This window comes from Methylocystis sp. MJC1 (assembly GCF_026427715.1).
Taxonomy (GTDB): domain Bacteria; phylum Pseudomonadota; class Alphaproteobacteria; order Rhizobiales; family Beijerinckiaceae; genus Methylocystis.
In genome coordinates, this window is record NZ_CP107558.1 from 3,835,071 (window position 1) to 3,855,614 (window position 20,544).

Consider the following 20,544-nt stretch of genomic DNA (forward strand, 5'->3'; position numbering starts at 1 on the left):
TTATATTCGAACTATCTAAATTAGGAGATGCTCACAGCGACTTAGTCACGCTCGGCATCGCAAAGCGCGCGCAAGGCCCCTGCGTCGGTGATTTCTGTTCCTCCGCGCGATAGTTTGACCCAGCCCGAACGTTCGAAAGTCTTGAGTGTGCGCCCCACAACTTCCCGCGCCGTTCCGAGATCGGCCGCGAGCGCCTGCTGCGTGACGCAAATGCGATTGTCTACGCCGCGCAAGGCGAGCAGCCGCTCGGCGAGCCGCACATTGATGCGCGTGCAGACGATCTCTTCGATGCGGCACATCAGCGTGGCGATGCGGCGGCTGTAGCCGTCGAAAACCAGCGCGCGAAAGCCTTCCGAAGCATTCATCAAGGCGGCGAAGCGCTCGGCCGGCACGATATAAGCGACGACATCCGTCTCGGCGACGCCTTCCGCCGCATAAGCGTCGTCGGAGAGCAGCGAAGCGGTCGTGAGAATGCAGGTCTCATTGGTCGAGACGCGGTAGAGCACGATCTCGCGCCCCGACTCAGTGACGCGCTGGACGCGGACGGTTCCCGAGACGATCAAGGGAAACTGTACGCATTGGTCGCCGGGACGGAAAAGCACAGCGCCGCGCGGAATTTGCTTTCGGATGGCCGAGTCGCGCAGCATCGTCTTGGTCGACCCGTCGAGCGCGCGCAGGAGGGGGACATCCTCGATCCAGTCAGACGCCATTTTTGGTCCTCACGTCGAACCCGCCAAAGGCAACGGCGCCGCGACGCCGTGAACCCGGGCAGATCAGAAGGCCGATCCCGGTCTTACGCCGATGCGCTTGAGTATCAAGGCCAAAGGGCAAAAGCCGGTAAAAGAGGCCTGCAACATATTCGCCCCGACGAAAGCGGCGAGCGCCATCCACCAGGGCGAAAACAGATAAGCCAGCGTTACGCTCGACAGCACCATCGCGCCGGCGACAGCCATGACCATTCGATCGACGTTCATGGAACGCTCCATCAGTTGCGCGCCCGCGGGCGCTTCTTAGGTCGGCTCCGCGCATTGCATTCGTCCGCGCAGAACAATTCGTAAAGCAAGCCGATAAAACGAGAGACGTTTTCATCGGCGAGCGAATAGAAGATCGACTGTGACTCGCGGCGCGTTTTCACGAGCTTGTCATCACGCAGCCGGGCGAGATGCTGCGAGAGAGAGGACTGGCTGAGGCCAATCGTCTCCTGGAGCTTGTTCACCGACAGCTCGCCCTTGTGCAATTCGCACAGGACCATGAGCCGGTGGCGATTGGCGAGAGCCTTCAAGAAGCTTTCAGCCTCTTCGGCTTTTGGCGCGAGGTCTGCCGGATTTATATTCATAGTGACTAAATTAAGTTTGACGAATATAAGTGTCAAGCATCAAATCCTCATGGCCCGCTCGTGCTACATTCGCCGAGCGGGATCGGGTCGTTCCGAATGAAGCGGCAACGCAGCAGTTTTTAAATTCGTACTTGCTAATTTACATATATCGAATATATCTGGATGCGTCAGCGTGGGAGACTTCTCATGAATCGCTTCCGACTCGCTTTTCTTTTAGCCGCCCTGGCCTCGCCGTCCGCAGCCTGGGCGGGCGAAACGGCCGTCCGCCTTGCGCCGATCGACGATATGAAGGCGGTCGTCGCTTCTGTCGAACCCGCGCACCAACTCATGGCCCGAGCCCGCATTGGCGGCACGGTGACGACGCTCAAGATCAAGGAAGGCGACACGGTGGCCGCCGGGGCCGAGATTGCGCTCGTCGCCGACCAAAAGCTTTTTCTGCAAATGCAGTCGCTCGATCAGCGCATTCGCGCCCAGCAGGCGCAGCGCGACAAGGCTCAGAGCGACTTCGACCGCGCGCAAGAGCTTCTGCGCCGCGGCACCTCAACCAAGGTCATGTTCGATCAGGCCAAGACCGCGCTCGACGTCGCAGAGCGCAATCTCGCCGCGCTGCAATCCGACCGCGGCGTGATCGAGCAGCAGACGGCGGAAGGCTCGGTGAAGGCGCCGGGCGCCGGCCGCATTCTGACCATCCCCGTCTCCGTCGGCCGTGTGGTGATGCCCGGCGAAACGATCGCGACTCTCGCCGAGAACAATTACATCCTGCGCCTGCAATTGCCGGAGCGCCACGCCCGCTTCATGCGCGCCGGCGATCGCGTCGAGATCGGCGAACGCGGCGTCAACACCGGCGCCGGCGCCCGCAAGGAAGGGCGCGTGCGCATCGTCTATCCTGAGATTCAAGGCGGCCGCGTGATCGCCGACGTCGACGTGAAGGGGCTGGATAATTATTTCGTCGGCGAGCGCGCCCGCGTCTATGTGACGACCGGCAAGCGCGACACGATCCTCGCACCGAAATCCGCCGTCTATCGGCGCGCCGGCGTCGACTTCGTTCGCCTCGCGGACGGCGCCGAAGTGGTCGTGCAGACCGGCGACGCGCATGGCGAGACGATCGAGATTCTCACGGGTCTCCATGACGGCGATGTGGTGCACACGCCATGAGCCAGGAAAAGGAAAACGCCAAGCAATTCCACCCCGGCATCAGCGGCACGCTGACGCGGACCTTCATCAATTCGCCGCTGACGCCGCTTCTGCTGCTGGCCTCGATTCTCGTCGGCCTCATCGCGCTGCAAGCGCTGCCACGCGAGGAGGAGCCACAAATCTCCGTGCCCATGGTCGACATCATAGTGCAGGCGAACGGCTATAAGGCGGAGGATGCGATCGAGCTCATCACCCGTCCGCTCGAAGACATCATCAAGGGCGTCAATGGCGTCGAGCATGTCTATTCGCAGACGCGCGACGATCAGGTGATGGTGACGGCGCGCTTCTTCGTTGGCACGCCGCAGGACAACGCCGTGCTGCGCGTGCACGACAAGATTCGCGCCAACATATTGGACTTGCCCAAAGGGATTCCCGAGCCGGTCATCATCGGCCGCGGCATCGACGACGTCGCCATTGTGGTGCTGACGCTGTCCGCAAAGCCCGAGCGCGCCAACGGCTGGACCGACAATGGGCTCTACCAAGTCGCCGAGGAGCTGCAACACGACCTGACCAAGGTCGAGAATGTGGGCTTAAGCTATATCGTCGGCGGCAGTCCCAACCAGATCCGCGTCGAAGCCGATCCGGAGCGCCTGTCGCAATATGGCGTGACGCTCAACCAGCTCATCGACAAGCTGACCAACGCCAACCGTTCCTTCATGGTCGGCGCCTTCCGCGAGGACAACCATTCCATCCCCGTCGTCGCGGGTCAGACGCTGCAGGGCGTGCCCGACATCGGCCTGTTGCTGCTGACGACGCGCGACGGACGGCCTGTCTATGTGAAGGATGTGGCGAATGTCATCGTCGGCGCCGCCGAGCCCGACAAGCGTAGCTGGACGATGACGAAGGAGAAGGACGGGGAGCTCTTGAAGCGCCCGGCCGTCAGCATCGCCATCGCCAAGCGCAAGGGCGCCAATGCGGTGATCGTCGCCGAGGACGTGCTGCATCGGCTGGAGTCCGTCAAAGGCCGCATCGTTCCGGAAGACCTGGAGATCGCCGTCACTCGCAACTATGGCGAGACCGCCACGGAAAAGGCCAACGAGCTTCTCTTCCATCTCGCGCTCGCGACTGTCTCCATTGTTCTGCTCATTGTCGTGATGGTCGGCTGGCGCGAGGGCGTCGTCGTCTTCGTCATTATCCCGACGACAATCCTGCTCACCCTCTTCGCCTCCTGGCTGATGGGCTATACGATCAACCGCGTCAGCCTCTTCGCGCTCATCTTCTCAATCGGCATTCTCGTCGACGACGCCATCGTCGTGGTGGAGAACATTGTCCGTCACTGGCAGATGCGCGGTTCGCGCAGCCTCATCGACACCGCCGTCGAGGCCGTGGCGGAGGTCGGCAATCCGACCATCGTCGCCACTATGACCATCATCGCCGCGCTTCTGCCGATGATGTTCGTTTCGGGTTTGATGGGGCCCTATATGAGCCCCATTCCGGCCAACGCCTCGCTGGCCATGGTGTTCTCCTTCTTCGTGGCCATGACGATCACGCCCTGGCTACTGTTGAAGATCGCCGGCAAGCGTTTCGAACAGGAAGGTGGCGCGGGCCATGACCACTCCCACGAACGCGGCGCCATGGGCAATTTCTACGCCCGCATCGCCACGCCTTTGTTGCAGGGCCGCAAGCGCTCGCAACGCTTTCTCACCGCCGTGGGCGTGGCGACGCTGCTCTCGCTCGGCCTCTTCGCCACGAAGAGCGTGCGCGTGAAACTGCTGCCTTTCGACAATAAGTCGGAAGTCGCGGTCGTCGTCGATCTGCCGCGCGGCGCCTCGCTCGAAGAGACGGATCGCGTGCTGACCGCCGCGGCCGAGCGCCTCAAGGACATTCCGGAACTCACCTCCATCCAGTCCTATGCGGGCGCGGCCGCGCCCTTCAACTTCAACGGCCTGGTGCGTCACTATTATGTGCGCTCGGCGCCGGAGATGGGCGATCTCGCGATCAACCTGCTGCCCAAGGACGAGCGCAAGCGCGCCAGCCACCCGATTGCTCTGGAGATTCGCGAGAAGCTCAAGGGCCTGCCGATGCCCGAGCATACGGCGATCAAAGTCGTCGAAGTGCCGCCGGGCCCGCCCGTGCTCTCGACGCTTCTCGCCGAAGTCTATGGGCCCGACGCGCAGACGCGGCGCGATCTCGCGACCAAGCTGCGCAAGGCCTTCGACGCGGTCGATTTCGTCGTGGACACCGACGATTCATTCGGCCAGCGCGCCGAGCGGCTGCGCTTCGCGATCGATCAGGAGGCGCTCGAATATCACGGCGTCGAGGAACGCGCGGTCTACGACACGATCGGCGCTCTCGTCGGCGGCGTGAAGATCGGCTTCTCGCAAAGAGGCGGCGGCGCCAAGCCGATCGACATCACCGTCGCTCTCCCGCACGCGCAGATGACGCCTGGCGAACGCATTCTCTCGACGCCGCTCCCGGCCGGCGGCACCGTGCGCCAGGGCGCCAATGTCGAGCTCGGCGATGTGGTGAAGGCGACGCGCGAGCTCGGCTCCTATCCCATCTTCCGCCACAATGGCCGCTTTGCCGAAATGGTGAGCGCCGAGGTCGCCGGACGTTTCGAGGCGCCGATCTACGGCATGTTCGCGGTCGAGGACGAGATCAACAAGATCGACTGGGGCCCCTCCGGCGCGCCGACGATCAAATATCACGGCCAGCCGCTCGACGACGCAAAGCCGACCTTCCTTTGGGACGGCGAGTGGGAGGTGACCTATGTGACCTTCCGCGACATGGGCGCGGCCTTCATGGTGGCGCTGCTCGGCATTTATCTGCTCGTCGTCGCGCAATTCGGCTCGTTCAAGCTGCCGCTCGTCATTCTCGCGCCCGTGCCGCTCACGCTCCTCGGCATCGTGCTCGGCCATCTGCTCTTCAACGCCGCCTTCACGGCGACATCGATGATCGGCTTCATCGCGCTTGCCGGCATCGTCGTGCGCAACTCGATCCTGCTCGTCGACTTCATCCGCCATCTGCGCGAGCGCGGCATGTCGCTACGCGAAGCTTTGGTCGAGGCGGGCGCGGTGCGCTTCAAGCCGATCTTCCTCACCGCCGCGGCGGCGATCATTGGCGCGGCCTTCATTCTCACCGACCCGATCTTCCAAGGTCTCGCGATCTCGCTCGTCTTCGGCCTCGCGTCCTCGACGGCGCTGACGCTGCTCGTGATCCCCGCCATCTATGTCGTCCTGCGCGACGACCAACGCCCAGCGGCGCCGAACGCGCCGGAAGGAGGGAAGCTCGCATGACCAATGATTGGCCCGAACTCGCCAAGGCGCTCTCTGCCGATCTTCGCAATCTGCGCGTCGGCGCGCCCGACGTGATGAAGACCTTCTCCGCCATGGCGACGACCGCCGGCGCGCCCGGCGCGCTCGACGCCAAGACGAAGGAGCTGATCGCCGTCGCCGTGAGCGTCGCGGTGCGCTGCGACGATTGCATCGCCTTCCACACGAAGGCCGCCGCCCAGCGCGGCGCGACGCGCGAGGAGATTTTGGAGACGCTCGGCATGGCGATCTACATGGGGGCCGGCCCCTCGGTGATGTACGCGAGCCATGCGCTTTCGGCTTTCAACCAATTTGCCGGCGGCGAAGCCGCCAGCGCGCAAGCCCCTCAAGCCCAGACCGCTTGAGCAAGAAGAAAGGAAGAAGAAAATGCTGTCAGGCCTGATGTCCAAGCTCACCGGGGGCGGCGGCGAATTACCGACGATCGAGCACGAGGATTTCGCCCGCCTCGTGAAGGAAGGCTCCTGCGCCATCGTGGATGTGCGCGAGCCGCATGAATATGCCGCCGGCCATGTGCCGGGCGCACGCAATCTGCCGCTCTCGCAATTCGATCCGTCGAAGCTGCCGGCGGGCGATTGCGTGATCATCTGCCAGGCGGGCGGCCGCTCGGCCAAGGCGCTGGGGCAGGCGATCCAGGCCGGCCGCAAGAATGTGCGCCACTATGCGCCGGGCACCGGCGGCTGGCGCGCGCGCGGCGGCGCGGTGCAGGCGTAACGCGGTTCCCCTTCCCCAACCCTCCCCCGCTTCGCGGGAGAGGGAGCAGATCGAGGCCTTCATACCCAGTGCTGGTCATGAGCATCCCCTCTCCCGCGTCAGCGGGGGAGGGACAGGGAGGGGGCCGGCTTAGATTACCTGATATCAGGCGGCGCGGCCGATTTCGGTCGCCCTGGACACTTCGTTCAGCTTGCCGGTCTTCACGTCATAGATATAGCCGTAGATCGGTATGTTCTTCGGAACCAGCGGATGCGAGCGGATGCGCGCGACGTCCTGGGCGACGCTCTCCTCCTGGTTCTTGATCGTGTGCCATTTAATGAAATGACCCGCCGAGCAGCCGCCGCCATGCTGCGGGTTCGACCATTTCAACGTCGCCATGTCGAGTGCGGCCGTCGCGAGGTTGTCGTCGAGGAGCTCGCTCATCACCTCGTCGCAGAAAAGCTCCATGCCGCAATTGGTGTGATGGATCACGAACCACTCATTCGTGCCGAGCAGCTTGTGGGAAATGACCAGCGAACGAATCGCGTCGTCGGACGCGCGGCCACCGGCGTTGCGGATCACATGGGCGTCGCCTTCGGAAAGGCCCGCATATTTCGCCGGGTCGAGACGCGCATCCATGCAGGTCAGAATCGCGAAACCGCGCGCCGGCGGCAAAGCGAGATCGCCCTTCGAGCCGAAGCCCGATACATAAGCCGCATTGGCGGACAAAACTTCGTCGACGATCTTGCTCATCATTTTCTCCCACAAGCCAAACAAGCTTGTTCTGATTTTTCGCTTCGCCCAAGCCCGTTCGCACGGCGCTCCGGCGTTTCATTCAAGCAAATAAGGAATATTGTTTCCGTGACAAAGTCCCCGGTCGGCGCATAGAGAAGAAAAAACGTGGCAGTTCGATGGTTGTTACAATATAACATCCACCCCAAGGGCTGCCACGGCCCATCTGAACATGGTTTAGCAAATGTCTGAACTTGCTGATCTCTTCCCCGGTTTCGCATCGCACTGGATCGACACGCCGGCAGGCAAAATTTTCGCGCGGTCTCACGGCGCCGGACCGGCGCTCGTCCTGCTGCACGGCTTCGGCGAAACGCATGTGGCCTGGCGCAACATTGCGCCGAAGCTCGCCGAGCGCTTCAGCGTCGTCGCCATGGATTTACGCGGCTATGGCTGGTCGGCGGCGCCCGAGAGCGAGAAGGGCGAGGCCTATACGAAGCGCGAGATGGCCGACGACGTGGTCAAGGTCATGGAGGCGCTGGGCCATGTGCAATTCGCGCTTGTCGGCCACGACCGCGGCGCGCGCGTCGGCCTGCGCCTGGCGCTCGACCATCCCGGGCGCCTGACGAAGCTCGCGCTGATCAACATCGCGCCGATCGACGACAATTTCGGCGCCGGCGACCTCTGGCGCTTGGGCCGCGCGCGCTTTCTCGCGACCGAGGCCCCGCGCCCCGAGGAGCTGATCGCCCTCGACCCCAACGACTTCCTCGAAGACGCGCTGAAAAGCTCGACGAAGGAGAAATCGCTCGACGTCTTCGGCGCGGCGGCGCTGGCGCATTATCGCGCCGCCTTTAACGACCCCGCGCGCATCCACGCCTTTTGCGAGGACTTCCGCGCGGGCGCGACCCTCGACAAGGAAGCCCTGCTCGCCGACAAGGCCGCGGGCAAGAAGGTCATGACGCCCACGCTCATCCTCTACGGCGAAACGACCTTCCCCGCCGACGGCCCCTCGCTTGTCGACGCCTGGAAGGAATGGGGCGACGACGTCACCGGGACCGCCGTCGACGCCGGTCTTTACGCCATGGAGGAAGCGCCCGAGGCGACGCCGCAGGCTTTGGAACGCTTCCTCTGATGAAGCGCCGCGGCGTTCTCGGCGGCAAGACGGTCGCCGTGGCGCTCGGCGGCGGGGGCGCGCGCGGCCTCGCACATATCAGCGTGCTGCAGGCGCTCGACGACTTGGGCGTGCGCCCCGTCGCCATGGCGGGAACCTCGATCGGCGCCATTATCGGCGCCGCCTATGCCGCGGGCTTCTCCGGCGCGGAGCTGCGCGCGCATACCGAGGCGATCTTGCGCAACCGGTTGGGCCTTGCGCGCAAGCTGCTTTACGCGCGGGCGCGGCGCCGCCAGCCGCTTCTGACGCGTCTTGCGCATCCGCTGCTTTTCGACGGCGTGCGTTTTCTGGACGCCTTCTGGCCCGAGGGCATGCCGGAACGTTTCGAGGATCTGGACATACCCATGACCGTGGTGGCGACCGACTTCCGTCGCCGCTGCGAGGCGGTGTTTTCGAAAGGGTCGCTGCGCACGGCCATCGCCGGCTCGATGGCGATCCCCGGCGTGGTGCGCCCGCCCAAAAGCGAGCTCGGCTATCTCGTCGACGGCGGCCTCGTCAATCCGCTCCCCTACGACCATCTGCAGGGGAAGGCCGACATTATCGTCGCGGTGAATGTATCCGGCAATTCGGGCATGGAAAGCGAGACCCGCGCGCCCTCGCCCTTCCAGACGATGATCGTCGCAACCCAGATCCTCATGAACTCCATCAGTTCCCGCATGATCGAGGAAAACCCGCCGGACGTGCTGCTTGCCCCGGGCGTGCATCAATATCTGGCGCTCGATCTCTTCAAGGCGTCGCGCATTTTTGCAGCGGGCGACGCCTGCCGCGACAAATTGCGCGAGGGGCTGTTGAAGGCCGCCGAGCGGCTCGAACCTCAGCGCCGCGACTGAAAGAAGTCGCGCAGCAATGTCGCCGCCTCGCTCTCGCGAAGGCCGCCATAGACGTCCGGCGCGTGATGGCAGGTCGGATGCGAGAAAAAGCGCGGCCCATGCTCCACTGCCCCGCCCTTCGGATCGTCGGCCGAAAAATAAAGCCTCCGGATGCGCGCGAAGGAGATCGCGGCGGCGCACATGGCGCAGGGCTCCAGCGTGACATAGAGATCGCAGTCGATCAGCCGCTCGCTGCCGATCGCCTCGCACGCGGCGCGAATCGCCAGCATTTCGGCATGCGCCGTGGGGTCCCTGTCGCGGAGCGTGCGATTGCCGGCGGTCGCGATGATCTGGCCGGCGCGCAAGATCGCCGCGCCGACAGGCACTTCCTCGGCGGCGGCGGCCGCGCGGGCGGCGTCGAAGGCGGCTGCGAAGGGGTCGACAGTCAAATCCAGGCCTCCGCAGCATGAGGCGGAGAAAACGTCGCCTTCAAACCCGCCTTCATTTCGTTTATCTCCGTCGATCGCGCTTCAAAGCCATCCCGGCGCCTGCTATCAAAGATCATGGCCGACAAAAAACCAACCAAGCGCTCCGGCGCGCCCGGCGGCGACCGCCCCATGCGCCGCCGCGACTCCAAGACCGCCGCGCGCGACGGCGCGCCCAAGAAATTCGATTCGGACAAACCGAAATTCAATAAGCCGCGCGGCGAAAAAGCCGCCAAGCCGCAATTCGATAAGCCGCGGCCCGCGGCCAAGCGGGCGAAGCCGGTCTCCGCGCCGGTCGAAAAGTCCAGCGCTTTCGAGGGCGAGCGCATCGCCAAGGCAATGGCGCGCGCCGGCGTCTGCTCGCGCCGCGACGCCGAAGAATGGATTGCGGAAGGCCGCGTCGCCGTCAATGGCGAGAGGCTCACGAGCCCTGCCGTCAATGTCACCGAAGCTGACAAGATCACCATCGACGGCGAGCCGATGCAGGCGCGCGAGCGCACGCGGCTCTTTTTGTTTCACAAGCCGCAGGGCCTTGTCACCACAGCGAGCGATCCGGAAGGGCGCCCGACCGTCTTCGCTTATCTCGAAGAAAAGCACCCTGATCTTCCCCGCCTCGTCAGCGTCGGTCGGCTCGACATCAACACGGAAGGCCTGCTGCTCCTCACCAATGACGGCGGCCTCGCGCGCACGCTGGAATTGCCGGCGACCGGCTGGACGCGGCGCTATCGCGTGCGCGTGCATGGCGAGATCGATCAGGCGCAGCTCGACGAGCTGAAGAAAGGCGTCACCGTCGAGGACGTGACCTACGCTCCGATCGAAGCGCGGCTCGAGCGCGTGCAGGGCGGCAACGCCTGGATTGCCTTGAGCCTCACGGAGGGCAAGAACCGCGAAGTCAAGCGCGTGATGGAGCATCTCGGCCTCGACGTCACACGCCTGATCCGCATCTCCTACGGGCCCTTCCAGCTCGGTGAGCTGAGCGAGGGCGTTGTCGAGGAAGTGAAGCTCAAAACGCTGCGCGAGCAATTGGGCAAGAGTCTCGCCGAGCTTGCGGGCGCTGATTTTGCCTCGCCCTTGCGCGAAGCGACGCCGACCGAACAGCAAGAACAACGCGAGCGCACTGAAAAACGCGCGCGCAAACATGTTTCCGTGCTGCGCAAGCAACGCGACGAGAACGCCGAAAAAGGTCCGCGCGCGCGCATCGAGCGTTCCGCCACGGCCGACCGTAAGGGCCGCGCCGTCGCCGTCGAGCGCGTGACGCTGACGCGCCGCAAACCTGCGGCCGAGGACGAAGCGCCGTCGCGCAACGCCAAGCGTTTCGACGCGATGCGCACGGGCCGACCCCCGAGACGCGACGAGGCGGAGGCCGGGCGGCCCGCGCGAGGCGCCGCAAGGGGCACGCGCGGCGAGGGCTTTACGCGAGACGATCGACGCGGCGCAGAACAGCGCCGTCCGCGTGTCGAAGGCGAGCGCGAGCCTTCACGAGGCCCCGCAAGAAGCACACGCGGCGAAGGTTTCGCGCGTGATGATCGGCGCGGCGCTGAAAATCGCCGCCCGCGTTTCGAGGGAGAGCGCGAGCCTTCACGTGGCCCCGCAAGAGGCGCGCGCAGCGAAGGTTTCGCGCGGGACGACCGGCGTGGCGGCGAAAATCGTCGTCCGCGTTTTGGGGGAGAGCGTGACGAACGCGCCGCCCGGCCGCCGCGGGAGCGTGAGACACAAGCCCGGCGCGACCATGGCGACGCGACGGCCGCGCGCGGTCGTGCGCGCACGCGCCCGCATGAAGAAGAGCGGCCGCGCGCCGAACGCCGCCCGCCCCGCCGTGAGGGCGAAGCCCCCCGTCGCGCGCGTGGCGCCGACGAGCGGGAGGCGCGGCCGCGCAAATTCGAGGGCCCGCGCGCCGAGCGCGGCTTTGCGCGCAGTGGAGATGAGCGCAAATCGCAGCGTCCGCGCAGCGGCGAAGGTAGAGCGCCCGACGAAGGCGCGCCTCGCGGCGCTCGTAGCGGCGGGCCGCGCAAGGGCCCGCCCAAAGGTCCGCCAAAGGGGCGCGGCCCCGGCAAAGGCCCGAGCAAAGGTCCCTCGAGAGGGCCGCGCAAGCCGCGCGGAGAATAAGCCATGCGCATCGTCGGCGGCGCGCTACGCGGGCGCGCGCTCGCGGCTCCGCGCTCGCAAGCGATCCGACCGACAACGGACCGCTTGCGCGAATCTGTCTTCGACATTCTCGCGCATGGTTTCGACGATCCGATCAGCGGGGCGGCGGTGATCGACCTTTTCGCCGGCACCGGCGCACTTGGGTTGGAGGCGCTCTCGCGCGGCGCGGCGCGCGCGCTTTTCGTCGACGACGGAACAGAAGCGCGCGCGCTGTTGCGCGCCAATATCGAGACGCTCGGCCTGGGCGGCGTCACCCGAATCTTCCGCCGCGACGCGACCAAGCTCGGCCTCGCGCCGCCAGGCGAAATCTTTTCGCTCGCCTTTCTCGACCCGCCCTATGGCAAGGGTCTCGCGGAGCCGGCGTTGCGCGCGCTGATCGAGGGCGGCTGGCTTGCTGATGATGCGCTTGTCATCATCGAAGAAGCCGCCAACGCGACGATCGAACTGCCGTCTTCTCTAAAGCAGGAAGATGCGCGCCGATATGGCGACACGCAATTCGTGTTTGCGCGCGTTGCGCGCTGAGTCAATGCGACGATGCAGCGCGACGATCATGCGAATCACGCCATATCTTTTTTTTGTCGCTGAGCGCAGCGACCTTTGAATCATTCGAATTTCTTACACGCTCGCGACAAACGAGCATGTTGGACGCATCGACATGCGCGTCATCATCCTCATGAAGAGGCCACACAAAGTGGTGCGTGTTCACGCGAAAAACTTAAAGTGTGGATGATCCATGTTCGCAGGATCGCGTGCGTTTCGCTGCCCGAAACGGCGAAGTTTCGACACATTCGAATCCTGTCATTTCATTGCGCGTTCAACGATTTGGTTGAACGTGTCGTGACGGGAGATGAAGGATGTCGATTGAAATGGTCGCGAGCTTCGATGCACTTCGCGCGCTCAGGCTTCTCTTCAAACTTGAAGAGTCGCGGGACGCCGACAGCGCCTATCTACGTAATATTCTTGTAGCCGACACCAAGCGGCATATTGCTGCTTTGACGACGGCGGTTGTGTCAGAAGTGGCGCCGGTCGAAGACGAGACGGCTGAGACTGCGGAAGAAATTCCGGCCGATGTCGAGGCGATTGAGGCTGTGTCAGAAGAAGCATTGGCCGACGACGAGGCAGTTGACGCTGACTTGGAAGAAGCGGCGGTCGAAGACGAGGCGGCTGGCGCTGACTTCGAGGAAGCGGCGGTCGAAGACGAGGCGGTTGAGGCTGACTCCGAGGAAGCCACGATCGAAGGCGAGGCGACTGAGACTGACTCCGAAGAGCCGGTGGTCGAAGACGAGGCGGCTGAGGCTGACTCCGAAGAACCGGTCAAAGCCGCGGCGAAAGAGACTCCCCCAAAAAAGGCGTTGTCTAAATCGAAAGCCGGCTGAGGCCGCGCCGAAAAAGTGAGGGCCAAAGCCTAACGCGCGCAAAGGGCGGCGTGACAAGCGCCGCCTATATCTGGCGACGCGCGCCTTACAGCTTGCTTTTAGATCTTTGCCTTCAGCTCGTACAGCGCCGCCAAGGCCTCGCGTGGGCTCATTCGATCGGGGTCCATCTGCTTGAGCGCCTCTCTAAGCGTATCGCTCGGCTGCGTAGATTGGAGGACGTGTTTGAACAGTGGCAGATCGTCGATCAGCGCCTCGACCGGCGCGCGCCTGTCGGCCGCCTCCAACTCGGCGAGAATGGCGTGCGCGCGCGTCACAACGCTCGCGGGCAGCCCGGCAAGCTGAGCGACATGCACGCCATAGGAACGATCGGCCGCGCCTTTCACGACCTCGTGCAGAAACACCACCTCGCCTGCGTGATCCGTCACCTTCATGGTGAGATTGACGAGCCGCGCCATGCGCTTGGTGAGCTGCGTCAGCTCGTGAAAATGAGTGGCGAAAAGCGAGCGGGCGCAATTGACCTCGTGCAGATGCTCCATCGTCGCCCAGGCGATGGAGAGGCCGTCGAAGGTCGCCGTGCCGCGGCCGATCTCGTCGAGAATGACGAGCGAGCGCGATGTCGCGCAATTGAGGATCGCGGCGGTCTCCACCATCTCGACCATGAAGGTCGAACGCCCGCGCGCGAGATCATCCGAAGCGCCGACGCGCGAAAAGAGACGATCGACGACGCCGAGACGCGCCTCTTGCGCCGGCACGTACGACCCCGCCTGCGCAAGAAGCGCGATCAGCGCATTCTGGCGCAGGAACGTCGATTTGCCCGCCATGTTCGGGCCGGTCACGATGGCGATGCGGCCGGCCTTGTCGCCGGAGAGTTCGCAGTCATTGGCGGCGAAGGCTTTGCCTTGTGCTTGCAGCGACGCCTCCACGACCGGATGTCGCCCGCCGATAATGACGAAGTCGAGCGAATGATCGACATGCGGTCGGGTCCAACCGCGTTTCTCGGCGACTTCGGCAAGCGCGCTCGCGACATCGAGCCGGGCGAAAGATTGCGCCAGCGCTTGCAGCTCCTTCGAGCTAGCGAGAATCTCTCCGGCGAGCGCGTCGAAGATGGCAAGCTCACGCGCCAGCGCGCGATCGGCGGCTGATGCGATCTTGCTCTGCAGCTCGACAAGCTCCAGCGTCGAAAAGCGCATGGCGTCCGCCATGGTCTGACGATGCGTGAAGATCGAATCGAAAGGCGGGCGCAAGAGCTTCTCGCCCTGCGCCGCAGGCGCTTCGAGGAAGAAGCCGAGAAAGTTGTTGTGCTTGACTTTGAGCTTCGCGCCGGCCTGCTCCGAGTAGCGCGCTTGCAGAGAGGCGATCACCACGCGGCTCTCGTCGCGCAGCGAACGCGCTTCGTCAAGCGCGGCGTCGCGACCCTCGCGGATGAAGTCGCCATTGCGCTTGTCGAGCGGCGGGCTGTCCTTCAGGCTTGTCGCAATCTCATTGGCGAGCACTGCGTCGGCTGTTGCCAGCGTCGCCGCTTCGCGGGCGATCTCCGCCGGCGCCTCGGAGCCTGCGAAGATCGCAGCAATGTCGCGGGCCGCGGAAAGCGCCGCGCCGACGCTCGCGACGTCGCGCGGCCCGCCGCGCTGCAAGGCGAGACGCGAGACGGCGCGCGCAAGATCGGGCGCGCGCGCGAGCTTGCCCCGCAAGGACGCGCGGATTTCCGGCTTTTGGAGAAAGAAAGCCACGGCGTCGAGCCGCGCGTCGATCAAAGCCGGATCGGTTGACGGCGCGGCAAGCCGTTCGGCGAGAAGCCGCGCGCCGGCCGACGTCACAGTCAGATCGACGACCGAAAGCAACGACCCCTCGCGCGCGCCTGAGAGCGTGCGGGAAAGCTCCAGATTGGCGCGCGTCGCGGCGTCGATGTCGAGCGTGGCGCTTTCGCGCAGGCTCATCGGCCGCGACAGCGCCGGGCGGCAGCCCTTTTGCGTGCGCTCGACGTAAAGGATAGCGGTCGCCGCCGCGGCAAGCTCAGCCTCGCTCAGCGCGCCAAAACCTTCGAGCGTCGAAACGCAGTAGAAATCCATGAGTCGGCGCGCCGCATCGCCGGCGTCGCGCCCCAGCGGGGCGACGGGCGCGTCAAGCCCAGAAAAGATCGTCGCCAGCGTCTCTTCCCGGCACAGCGTTTCGGCAGCGACGATCTCGCGCGGCTCCAAGCGCGCCAGCGTGGAGGACAATTCGCTTTGCGCGCAATCGGCCACCGTAAAGACGCCCGTCGAGATATCCACGCTTGCCACGCCATAGCGCCAGGACCCATCGCCCCGCCCGCGCGCGACGGCAGCAAATGCATTGGCGCGCGCAGGGTCGAGCAGCGCGTCTTCGGTGATCGTGCCCGGCGTGACGAGGCGCACCACGTCGCGCTTGACGACGGATTTCGCGCCGCGCTTTTTGGCTTCGGCCGGGTCTTCGATCTGCTCGCAGACGGCGACGCGAAAGCCGAGGGCGATGAGCTTTTGCAGATAATCATTGGCGCGCTCGACCGGCACGCCGCACATCGGAATATCTTCGCCGAGATGCTTGCCGCGCTTGGTGAGCATGATGCCCAGCGCGCGCGAGGCGATTTCGGCGTCCTCGAAAAAGAGCTCGTAGAAATCGCCCATGCGGTAGAAAAGCAGGCAATCCGCGTTCGCCGATTTGATCTCGATATATTGGGCGATCATCGGCGTCGCGCGCGCCGCGCCGGTCTGATCCTGTCCTTGCTCCGCTACTTTTTCCATGGCCGCACTTTAGCGGCGGCCCGGCGGCGACGCCATTCGAGGGCGCCTTTCTGTTGTGGAACGCAAGAAAAAAGCCCCGGATCGATGATCCGGGGCTCGCGCTTACCTCCAGAACGCCAGCAGGATAATGATGGGGATCGGCACCCCGAGGAGCCAGAGCAGAACGGAACGGCCTACGCCCATTTTCGCCTCCTACCAACGCATGATGGATGAGAAGCCCAGATTCTCGTCGCGATGACGCCCGCCGAGCGTCGCGCCGCCCCAGGCGGACGCCGCCGCGAGCAGCATTGCCGTCGCGGCGACGAAGCTCGCGATGATTCCGGCCTTGCGGGCCTTGTCGGCAAGCTGCTTGGCGCGCTCGTGATCGTCCTTCACCTGCTGCGCAACGGCGTCGACGCGGGTGCGGGCGTCGGCGGGAGAAACGCCGCTCGTGGAGGCGAGCACGTTTTGGAGATAGCTGCGGTCCTCGTCGCCGATCTCGCCTGTCGCCTGGCCGCGCGCGACGATGCGGGAGACGATCTGGCGCGTTTCGGTTTCATTGGCGCCTGACGGAGCGGCCCCGGCCCGCGCGCCGCCGTCGCCGCGCATGAGCGTGTCGACGCGATAATCGACCGGGTTGGTCATCCCGCTCTGCTGCGCCTGCTGGGTCGCCTTTTCCACGCCCGCTTTGCCGATGTTGTAAAGCGACGAGCCAGCGGCGAAGGCGACGATGAGCACGGCGGTCGCCCAGACCACGAGCCCATGCGCGCCGTCACGCACTTCCGCCTCGTCGCGGGGCGCGTCGATATTGCGCCGGCGCAGACGCCCGCAGACATAGCCCCCGGCGACATAGCTCGCGACCGTCACCCAAAGCACCCAGAGCGCAAGCGCGAGGGCGTGGGTGAAGGGCGAGGCGCCTTCATAGGGCGAGGCGAGCGACAGCCCGATTCCGGAGCCGAAGGCCGCCATGACGAAGGAGATGGCCGTCGTCACGGCGACGCCCGCGAGAATGGCGCCCCAGTCGACGGCGGTGAAACGCGAGAGCGCCAGGCGCTCGGCGGTGGGCTCGATGCCCCGCCCGATGACGTCTGCCATGGCGACCTCCTACCGCAAACCGAGGAGAGACAAGATCGCCATGACGATCACGACCAGACCCACCAGATAGATGATATTGTGCATCGCGGCCTCCCTTGCGGCGCGCAGGTGCGCCGGGAGCTGAAAAGAGATGCGACAACGCGGAAGTGGGGCGAATGTTCCGGCGAGCGGCCGGGGGCGAGGAGGCCAGGCTGCGCGCCGCTTATGTTCGATCTTATGGCACAGCCAGGAGCGCCAACGCTTTTTTTGGAGATGCTACTCCGAATTGGGTGTCCTCAATAAAACGGACAAGTCCGTGTATAAATTGCCCCCTCAAACAGAACATTATTCTCTTCGGAGACTTTCCTCTCAACGCAATTAGAGTGTCCAAGCGGCGACTACTTAACAAGAAATAAACCACCCTGTTTTACAAAGCTCGGTCTGCAACTTCAGGATTCTGTAGGCCCCCGAAACCCCGATATGACAGCGCGCCTCCATCTGTCGCCAGCCTCTTCGGCGCCTTGGCTTTCCGTCATCATGCCTGTCTACCGGGGCGAGCGATGGATCGACGCCGCGCTGCGCTCGATTGCCGCAGAGCCCGAGGATGGCGTTGAGATTCTCATTTTGGACAGCAGCCCGGACTCGACCACGTTGGAGATCGTCCGGCGATACGATTCCTTGCTAAACCTGCGCATCATGAAACTCGACGAGGGTTTGATATGGCACGCCAAGACCAACATCGGCGTAGAGAGGGCGCAGGCGCTACATATTTGCTGGCTGCACCATGACGATCTTTGGCTGCCAGGGCGCATCGAGGCGATCAGAAAGTGGATAGAACGCGCTCCCAACGCCGCGCTTCATTTGGCGCCGAGCGCTATTATTGACGCCAATGGCCGAACGCTAGGGGAATGGCGCTGCCCGCTGGATAAAGACGCCGAGACCGGCTCCGAGGAGACCATGCAACGCCTGCTTGTGCAGAATTTTATTTCGGCGCCAGCGCCGGTCTTCCGAAAAGACGCTTGGCTTTCCTGCGGCGGGCTGGATGAATCGCTCTGGTATACTGCCGATTGGGATTTGTGGCTGAAGCTCGCCGCACTGGGCCCGGTTCATTACCACAGCGAGGTAACGACCGCATTCCGGGTCCACAACAGCTCTCTCACGGTGACAGGCGCCCGCAAAATCGAGGAGTTCTCGCAGCAGATGCAGATCGTTTTCGACCGGCACCTGCCCACTCTCGCTGAAATTGACAAATGCGCGGAAGCGGCCGGCCGCGCCTCTATCCGTGTCAACGCCGCGCTTGCCGCAGCGTCCGGAGGCGATTTCAGCCTATTGGCGCCGGCCGTTGCAGCGGTGATGGGACTCGGGCCGCGGGGCGTCGCGCGATATCTGAGAGACTCCCGCATTTATGATCGGCTGGCGCCTCGCCTGCGGGCGAAGTTCGCGGGAGCCTTCTGATCATGGCGCTAGGCCCTCGTATCCGTGGCATTTTTGGCCCCTATGAGCGCCACGTCGCCGAAGCGTACAGGGCGGTCTTCCTCGATATCGACGCCTTAGCCGATCGCATCCGCAAGTGGGCTCCCGATGCAAAGGAGATATTGGAAGTAGGGTGCGGCGAAGGTGCGGTGACCGAGCGTCTGAGCGCCGCCTACCCCAACGCCCAGATTACGGCGATTGATCTGACGCCGCGGCTTGGTCGCCTTTACGCTGGGCCACGCGAAAGGGTGCGTTTTTTGCAAGTAGACGTTCAAGAAATCGCGAGGGTGAATCCGAATGCCTTCGATCTCGTCATTATGTCAGATGTCTTACATCATGTTCCCACCGAAGGACGGCGCGCCCTGCTTGATGCGATCCGACGGGCAACGGCTGCAAATGGCAAATTCGTGCTCAAGGATTGGGAGCGGACCCCGACGCCGATCCACTGGCTTTGCTATGCGTCCGATCGATACATCACTGGCGACGCCATTAGCTATCTGACGAGTGACGAACTGATAGGAGAGATTGGGGAAAGCTTCGGGCGGGCCGGATGCGTCGACGAGGCGCGCATTGCGCCATGGCGAAACAACATCGCCATATTGGTTGCGCCATGACCTTGCGTTTGGCGGCGGAAAGGTCCGCACGCTATACGCTCATCGGCGCATTCTGCGCCGCGATGCACAACGTGCTTTTGATTGGCGGGGATTACCTCGGACTCCATTACGCCCAGATGAATCTGGCGTCCTTTTCTTTCGTGACGCCTATAGGCTATCTGCTCCATTCTGCCTTTACTTTCCAGACGCCCAAATCGATACGCGCCTTTTTGCGTTATGCGTCCGCCATCGCCGCGGGCGTGCCGCTTTCCATCGGCATCATGGCGTTTCTCTGCGACGGCCTCCGTCTCCCAGTCGCCATCGCAACGCCGATCGCGACTCTCGTGCTGTTCCTATGGAACTATTGCCTTGCCCATTGGGCGATACTCGGCCGGTTCTGGCGGCGCGAGACATGGTCCAACCTCTCGCGATAGGCCCCGGCGCGCTTTCCGCTAGATCGGTGTCGGGCGGCAAGCGCGCCAATTCGCTTTAGCGCCCGTCCGCCCGCGCCTGGCGGCGAAGACCTTGGGGCGGAACGCCAAAGGTTTGGACAAAGGCGCGACGCAACCTTTCGGGGTCCCCGAAGCCCACCTTGTCTGCGATTATTTCGATCGGTTCGACTCCCGCCTCCACCCGTTCGCGCGCGACCTCGAGCCGCATCCGCTCCACGGCCTTGGCGGGGCTCAAGCCGGTTGCGGCCGCGAAGGCGCGGCTGAAATGGCGCGGGCTCATGCAAGCCTCTTCCGCGAGCTTCTCGACTGTCCAGCGTCGATCGAGCCGCCCGCGCACTTTTTCGAGCAGAAGCGCGAAGCGATGGTCGGGACTATCGAGGTCGAGCAGCGTCGAAAATTGCGACTGACCTCCCGGCCGGCGAAAATAGACGACCATCTCCCGCGCCGCGCGCTTGGCGATCTCCTCCCCCAAATCCTCCGCCGCCAAAGCAAGGGCCAGATCGACGCCGGCGCTGACGCCCGCCGACGTCCAGACCCGGCCCTGACGGATGTAGATTCTATCGGCTCTGGTCCGCACGCGCGGAAATTTCTGCGCGAAAGCCGGCGCGGCGCGCCAATGTGTCGTGGCGGATAATCCGTCCAGCAAGCCCGCGGCGGCCAGGATGAACGCGCCCGAGCAGACGCTGCAGAGCCGGCGTGCGCGTCGGTCGGCGTCACGGACGGCGTCGAGCGTCGGGTTGCAGGCCATTGCCGTTCGTGCGCCCTCGCCGCCGACCACAATCAAAGTGTCGATCGTCTCGATGTCACAAAGCGCTTCAACTTGCAGCTCCACGCCGGAAGAGGCGCGCACGCGCCTCTTTTCTTTCGCCGCCAGAACGATGCGATAGGCGCCGCCCGCCGCAAAGCGCGAAGCGATCTCGAAAACCGTGATGGGACCGGCGGCGTCGAAGAGCTGAAAGTCCTCATAAAGGAAGAAGACAATGGTCCGGGTCATAGCCTAAAATGAG

Annotated in this window: 20 protein-coding genes; 12 read left to right on the forward strand and 8 right to left on the reverse strand. The window is 64.2% G+C overall.

Annotated elements, in window-relative coordinates; genetic code table 11:
• Nucleotides 1–41: 41 nt before the first annotated feature.
• From OGR47_RS18425 to OGR47_RS18435, 3 genes are all read right to left on the reverse strand, one after another.
• Complete coding sequence (locus OGR47_RS18425) at nucleotides 42–710, reverse strand: Crp/Fnr family transcriptional regulator (protein ID WP_165049310.1); 669 nt, start codon at nucleotides 708–710, stop codon at nucleotides 42–44.
• Between the two features lie 63 nt (nucleotides 711–773).
• Nucleotides 774–974, reverse strand: coding sequence for a DUF2892 domain-containing protein (locus tag OGR47_RS18430; protein ID WP_165049312.1), 201 nt, complete (start codon nucleotides 972–974; stop codon nucleotides 774–776).
• 11 nt (nucleotides 975–985) lie between these two features.
• Nucleotides 986–1,336, reverse strand: coding sequence for an ArsR/SmtB family transcription factor (locus OGR47_RS18435; RefSeq protein WP_165049315.1), 351 nt, complete (start codon nucleotides 1,334–1,336; stop codon nucleotides 986–988).
• Nucleotides 1,337–1,522: 186 nt separating this feature from the next.
• Here OGR47_RS18435 and OGR47_RS18440 point away from each other — a divergent pair, with 186 nt between their 5' ends.
• From OGR47_RS18440 to OGR47_RS18455, 4 genes are read left to right on the forward strand one after another with little or no spacing between them, the layout of a single operon-like run.
• Nucleotides 1,523–2,491 (forward strand): efflux RND transporter periplasmic adaptor subunit, encoded by a 969-nt coding sequence (locus OGR47_RS18440; RefSeq protein ID WP_165049317.1) that lies wholly within the window; start codon nucleotides 1,523–1,525, stop codon nucleotides 2,489–2,491.
• Nucleotides 2,488–5,766 (forward strand): efflux RND transporter permease subunit, encoded by a 3,279-nt coding sequence (locus OGR47_RS18445; protein WP_165049319.1) that lies wholly within the window; start codon nucleotides 2,488–2,490, stop codon nucleotides 5,764–5,766. Before OGR47_RS18440 ends, OGR47_RS18445 begins: the two co-directional genes overlap by 4 nt.
• A complete protein-coding gene (locus OGR47_RS18450; protein ID WP_165049322.1) occupies nucleotides 5,763–6,146 on the forward strand; it encodes a carboxymuconolactone decarboxylase family protein in 384 nt (127 codons plus the stop codon). Before OGR47_RS18445 ends, OGR47_RS18450 begins: the two co-directional genes overlap by 4 nt.
• A 22-nt stretch (nucleotides 6,147–6,168) precedes the next feature.
• A complete protein-coding gene (locus OGR47_RS18455) occupies nucleotides 6,169–6,513 on the forward strand; it encodes a rhodanese-like domain-containing protein (RefSeq protein WP_165049324.1) in 345 nt (114 codons plus the stop codon).
• A 144-nt stretch (nucleotides 6,514–6,657) separates the two neighbouring features.
• Here OGR47_RS18455 and OGR47_RS18460 read toward each other — a convergent pair whose 3' ends face one another.
• Nucleotides 6,658–7,248, reverse strand: a complete 591-nt coding sequence (locus OGR47_RS18460) for a beta-class carbonic anhydrase (protein WP_165049326.1) — start codon at nucleotides 7,246–7,248, stop codon at nucleotides 6,658–6,660.
• A gap of 220 nt (nucleotides 7,249–7,468) precedes the next feature.
• Between OGR47_RS18460 and OGR47_RS18465 the strand changes: the two genes are divergently transcribed.
• Nucleotides 7,469–8,353 carry an alpha/beta fold hydrolase gene (locus OGR47_RS18465; RefSeq protein WP_165049328.1) on the forward strand — a complete coding sequence of 295 codons (885 nt, stop codon included), beginning with the start codon at nucleotides 7,469–7,471 and terminating at the stop codon, nucleotides 8,351–8,353.
• Nucleotides 8,353–9,222, forward strand: a complete 870-nt coding sequence (locus OGR47_RS18470) for a patatin-like phospholipase family protein (RefSeq protein ID WP_165049330.1) — start codon at nucleotides 8,353–8,355, stop codon at nucleotides 9,220–9,222. Before OGR47_RS18465 ends, OGR47_RS18470 begins: the two co-directional genes overlap by 1 nt.
• Here OGR47_RS18470 and OGR47_RS18475 read toward each other — a convergent pair.
• Nucleotides 9,207–9,650 (reverse strand): nucleoside deaminase, encoded by a 444-nt coding sequence (locus OGR47_RS18475; protein ID WP_246729571.1) that lies wholly within the window; start codon nucleotides 9,648–9,650, stop codon nucleotides 9,207–9,209. The genes OGR47_RS18470 and OGR47_RS18475 overlap by 16 nt on opposite strands.
• A gap of 114 nt (nucleotides 9,651–9,764) precedes the next feature.
• Between OGR47_RS18475 and OGR47_RS18480 the strand changes: the two genes are divergently transcribed.
• From OGR47_RS18480 to OGR47_RS18490, 3 genes are all read left to right on the forward strand, one after another.
• The gene (locus OGR47_RS18480) at nucleotides 9,765–11,792 is read left to right on the forward strand and encodes a pseudouridine synthase (RefSeq protein WP_165049333.1); all 2,028 of its coding nucleotides are present in this window, start codon (nucleotides 9,765–9,767) and stop codon (nucleotides 11,790–11,792) included.
• Between the two features lie 3 nt (nucleotides 11,793–11,795).
• A complete protein-coding gene (gene rsmD / locus OGR47_RS18485; protein ID WP_165049335.1) occupies nucleotides 11,796–12,353 on the forward strand; it encodes a 16S rRNA (guanine(966)-N(2))-methyltransferase RsmD in 558 nt (185 codons plus the stop codon).
• A gap of 332 nt (nucleotides 12,354–12,685) precedes the next feature.
• Entirely contained in the window at nucleotides 12,686–13,207 is a 522-nt protein-coding gene (locus OGR47_RS18490; protein ID WP_165049337.1) for a hypothetical protein, read from the forward strand.
• A gap of 98 nt (nucleotides 13,208–13,305) precedes the next feature.
• Here OGR47_RS18490 and mutS read toward each other — a convergent pair whose 3' ends face one another.
• Nucleotides 13,306–15,966: a DNA mismatch repair protein MutS gene (mutS, locus tag OGR47_RS18495; protein ID WP_165049339.1), complete on the reverse strand. Its 2,661-nt coding sequence runs from the start codon at nucleotides 15,964–15,966 to the stop codon at nucleotides 13,306–13,308.
• 192 nt (nucleotides 15,967–16,158) lie between these two features.
• A complete protein-coding gene (locus tag OGR47_RS18500; RefSeq protein WP_165049342.1) occupies nucleotides 16,159–17,040 on the reverse strand; it encodes a hypothetical protein in 882 nt (293 codons plus the stop codon).
• Nucleotides 17,041–17,499: 459 nt separating this feature from the next.
• On the opposite strand from OGR47_RS18500, the gene OGR47_RS18505 reads away from it, so the two are divergent.
• Genes OGR47_RS18505 through OGR47_RS18515 form a run of 3 tightly spaced genes read left to right on the forward strand, consistent with a single transcriptional unit; the run spans nucleotide 17,500 to nucleotide 19,519 of the window.
• Complete coding sequence (locus OGR47_RS18505) at nucleotides 17,500–18,474, forward strand: glycosyltransferase (protein WP_246729572.1); 975 nt, start codon at nucleotides 17,500–17,502, stop codon at nucleotides 18,472–18,474.
• 2 nt (nucleotides 18,475–18,476) lie between these two features.
• On the forward strand, nucleotides 18,477–19,106 hold the full coding sequence (locus tag OGR47_RS18510) for a class I SAM-dependent methyltransferase (RefSeq protein ID WP_165049344.1): 630 nt from the start codon (nucleotides 18,477–18,479) through the stop codon (nucleotides 19,104–19,106).
• Nucleotides 19,070–19,519, forward strand: a complete 450-nt coding sequence (locus tag OGR47_RS18515) for a GtrA family protein (RefSeq protein ID WP_206527393.1) — start codon at nucleotides 19,070–19,072, stop codon at nucleotides 19,517–19,519. Before OGR47_RS18510 ends, OGR47_RS18515 begins: the two co-directional genes overlap by 37 nt.
• Before the next feature lie 55 nt (nucleotides 19,520–19,574).
• Here OGR47_RS18515 and OGR47_RS18520 read toward each other — a convergent pair whose 3' ends face one another.
• On the reverse strand, nucleotides 19,575–20,531 hold the full coding sequence (locus OGR47_RS18520) for a GlxA family transcriptional regulator (RefSeq protein ID WP_165049357.1): 957 nt from the start codon (nucleotides 20,529–20,531) through the stop codon (nucleotides 19,575–19,577).
• Nucleotides 20,532–20,544: the final 13 nt, after the last annotated feature.

What these genes read in the sequence shown, in the direction of transcription:
- OGR47_RS18465 (WP_165049328.1), top strand. Translation starts at nt 7,469, where the DNA reads ATGTCTGAACTTGCTGATCTCTTCCCCGGTTTCGCATCGCACTGGATC.
- OGR47_RS18470 (WP_165049330.1), top strand. Translation starts at nt 8,353, where the DNA reads ATGAAGCGCCGCGGCGTTCTCGGCGGCAAGACGGTCGCCGTGGCGCTC.
- OGR47_RS18450 (WP_165049322.1), top strand. Translation starts at nt 5,763, where the DNA reads ATGACCAATGATTGGCCCGAACTCGCCAAGGCGCTCTCTGCCGATCTT.
- OGR47_RS18440 (WP_165049317.1), top strand. Translation starts at nt 1,523, where the DNA reads ATGAATCGCTTCCGACTCGCTTTTCTTTTAGCCGCCCTGGCCTCGCCG.
- OGR47_RS18515 (WP_206527393.1), top strand. Translation starts at nt 19,070, where the DNA reads ATGGCGAAACAACATCGCCATATTGGTTGCGCCATGACCTTGCGTTTG.
- OGR47_RS18430 (WP_165049312.1), bottom strand. Translation starts at nt 974, where the DNA reads ATGAACGTCGATCGAATGGTCATGGCTGTCGCCGGCGCGATGGTGCTG.
- OGR47_RS18520 (WP_165049357.1), bottom strand. Translation starts at nt 20,531, where the DNA reads ATGACCCGGACCATTGTCTTCTTCCTTTATGAGGACTTTCAGCTCTTC.
- OGR47_RS18445 (WP_165049319.1), top strand. Translation starts at nt 2,488, where the DNA reads ATGAGCCAGGAAAAGGAAAACGCCAAGCAATTCCACCCCGGCATCAGC.
- OGR47_RS18505 (WP_246729572.1), top strand. Translation starts at nt 17,500, where the DNA reads ATGACAGCGCGCCTCCATCTGTCGCCAGCCTCTTCGGCGCCTTGGCTT.
- OGR47_RS18490 (WP_165049337.1), top strand. Translation starts at nt 12,686, where the DNA reads ATGTCGATTGAAATGGTCGCGAGCTTCGATGCACTTCGCGCGCTCAGG.
- OGR47_RS18480 (WP_165049333.1), top strand. Translation starts at nt 9,765, where the DNA reads ATGGCCGACAAAAAACCAACCAAGCGCTCCGGCGCGCCCGGCGGCGAC.
- rsmD (WP_165049335.1), top strand. Translation starts at nt 11,796, where the DNA reads ATGCGCATCGTCGGCGGCGCGCTACGCGGGCGCGCGCTCGCGGCTCCG.
- OGR47_RS18460 (WP_165049326.1), bottom strand. Translation starts at nt 7,248, where the DNA reads ATGATGAGCAAGATCGTCGACGAAGTTTTGTCCGCCAATGCGGCTTAT.
- mutS (WP_165049339.1), bottom strand. Translation starts at nt 15,966, where the DNA reads ATGGAAAAAGTAGCGGAGCAAGGACAGGATCAGACCGGCGCGGCGCGC.
- OGR47_RS18435 (WP_165049315.1), bottom strand. Translation starts at nt 1,336, where the DNA reads ATGAATATAAATCCGGCAGACCTCGCGCCAAAAGCCGAAGAGGCTGAA.
- OGR47_RS18425 (WP_165049310.1), bottom strand. Translation starts at nt 710, where the DNA reads ATGGCGTCTGACTGGATCGAGGATGTCCCCCTCCTGCGCGCGCTCGAC.
- OGR47_RS18500 (WP_165049342.1), bottom strand. Translation starts at nt 17,040, where the DNA reads ATGGCAGACGTCATCGGGCGGGGCATCGAGCCCACCGCCGAGCGCCTG.
- OGR47_RS18510 (WP_165049344.1), top strand. Translation starts at nt 18,477, where the DNA reads ATGGCGCTAGGCCCTCGTATCCGTGGCATTTTTGGCCCCTATGAGCGC.
- OGR47_RS18455 (WP_165049324.1), top strand. Translation starts at nt 6,169, where the DNA reads ATGCTGTCAGGCCTGATGTCCAAGCTCACCGGGGGCGGCGGCGAATTA.